Below are 1,578 nucleotides of genomic sequence, written 5' to 3'. Positions count from 1 at the left end.
TACTTCCATTTTGATTGTTCGTTGTATAACGCATTCGGCTATTTTTCTTACTTTTGAATTTTGGAAAGCCTGAACGTTTTTTACTGAAAAAATTTCTATACGCTGACTGAAGATTTAATTGCGCATTCGCAAGTGCTAAACTGTCAACTTCTTTCAGCCACTCAAATTCTGATTTATATTGCGCTGGTGTTACATGAAGATTTTTTTTCGTCTCTTTATAATAGGCAATTTTATCTGATAACATTCGATTATAAATAAACCTTACGCAACCAAACGTTTTGGCAAACATTATTACTTGCTCTTGATTAGGATATATTCTAAATTTATATGCCCTATTCATGTTTTATACCTTGCTTCTCAATATATTGCCTTATTATTTCGATTGGTGCTACGCCTGTCGTAAGCAAGCAAAAACTTCTTGACCAGAACATTTCCTTCCATAATTTCTTACGAACACTTGGAAATTTTTTCTTGATTAGTCTTGATGAAGCACTTTTATAAGCATTTATAAATTTAGACATTTCTGTATTCGGATGTGCGCGATACATAGCATGAACATGGTCTTGATCATGATTCCATTCTTCAAGCGTAATATTATATGACTTTGATATTCTAACAAAATCTCCTTCGCAAAATCACTAATATCATTATCAAAAACATCACGCCTATACTTCACCACTAGAACAAGATGATAATATAGTAAGAATACTGAATGATTATTATTGTCTAAATTCATAATACCAACCTACTTTTATATTATGCGACTGATTTTATCATATATAACAGAAAATACAAATCGCAATTCATCTCACCGCCTATAGAGGCGGGAGACTTCTTGCGAATTTAGGTTAAATTTTCAAGATAATTTTTCTCTGTATCAGAGAGTATTAATCTTTTGCCCCTTACAAGCCCGACCGCCTGCTCGCATAACAAGAAGACTGACATAATATTTACTTTAACGGAGCATCAAGCACAAAACCGGCCTTAATTCCCATACACGTTATTGCGCTGTCTGTTCCGATTTTCAATCTTACAAAACGTTTTAATCCTATCTTAGGCAATGAAGACACGAGGACTTCACCCTGTTTTAAATCTGCTTTCTTTAATGGAGTAGGCAAATTCAGCGGGATTGTTACACTCTTGCTAAAATTTGCATTCTCGCTTGTCTCAATTCCGAATTGAATATCAGGATCAGCCGTTGCTGTTGTGTCGCTGCTGAATGCTATAGCAATTACCGCAGGAAATCCCCGCCCTTGATTATTGCCGGAAATGTCGACAGCCTCACCTAATACTCCGCTTGTGATATTTTTCTGTGTATTATTCTTGTCATCGATAAACATTTGCTCATAGTCAAATATCATTTAGGCCACCTTCTTTTCTGCTATGCTTTGCGCGTCATTTCGTTTTATGGGAATTCCAGCGAATTTAAGCACTCTTCTATCGCTTTCAATATCCGTATAGCCCAGTGCAAGATTTGCTTTCTCGAATGCCGCAATTTCCAAAATGTTAAATATTTCAGGATCAGCATACATTACGACTCGCCCCTGCTCGGCGTGATAGATTTTATTTTTCGCGATT

3 protein-coding genes and 1 pseudogene are annotated in these 1,578 nt (G+C 35.8%); all 4 read right to left on the bottom strand.

Annotated features, from left to right (window positions below; genetic code table 11):
• Window positions 1-340: helix-turn-helix domain-containing protein (locus tag IJS99_00510; GenBank protein MBQ7560301.1), on the bottom strand; the 340-nt coding region annotated here is incomplete at its 3' end.
• A pseudogene (gene tnpA, locus IJS99_00505) lies at window positions 333-736 on the bottom strand (IS200/IS605 family transposase). The pseudogene tnpA and the gene IJS99_00510, both read right to left, overlap by 8 nt.
• Window positions 737-950: 214 nt before the next feature.
• Window positions 951-1,361: a hypothetical protein gene (locus IJS99_00500; protein ID MBQ7560300.1), complete on the bottom strand. Its 411-nt coding sequence runs from the start codon at window positions 1,359-1,361 to the stop codon at window positions 951-953.
• Window positions 1,362-1,578 (bottom strand): hypothetical protein (locus IJS99_00495; protein ID MBQ7560299.1); only part of this gene is annotated, 217 nt, incomplete at its 5' end. It abuts the gene before it with no gap.

Source organism: Synergistaceae bacterium (assembly GCA_017444345.1).
In the GTDB taxonomy this organism is placed as follows: Bacteria; Synergistota; Synergistia; order Synergistales; family Aminobacteriaceae; genus JAFUXM01.
The sequence above is the reverse complement of the archived record's forward strand: the minus strand, read 5'-3'. Positions and strand labels throughout refer to the sequence as shown.

Coding starts and splice junctions, on each gene's coding strand:
- IJS99_00500 (MBQ7560300.1), bottom strand. CDS start 1,361: ATGATATTTGACTATGAGCAAATGTTTATCGATGACAAGAATAATACA.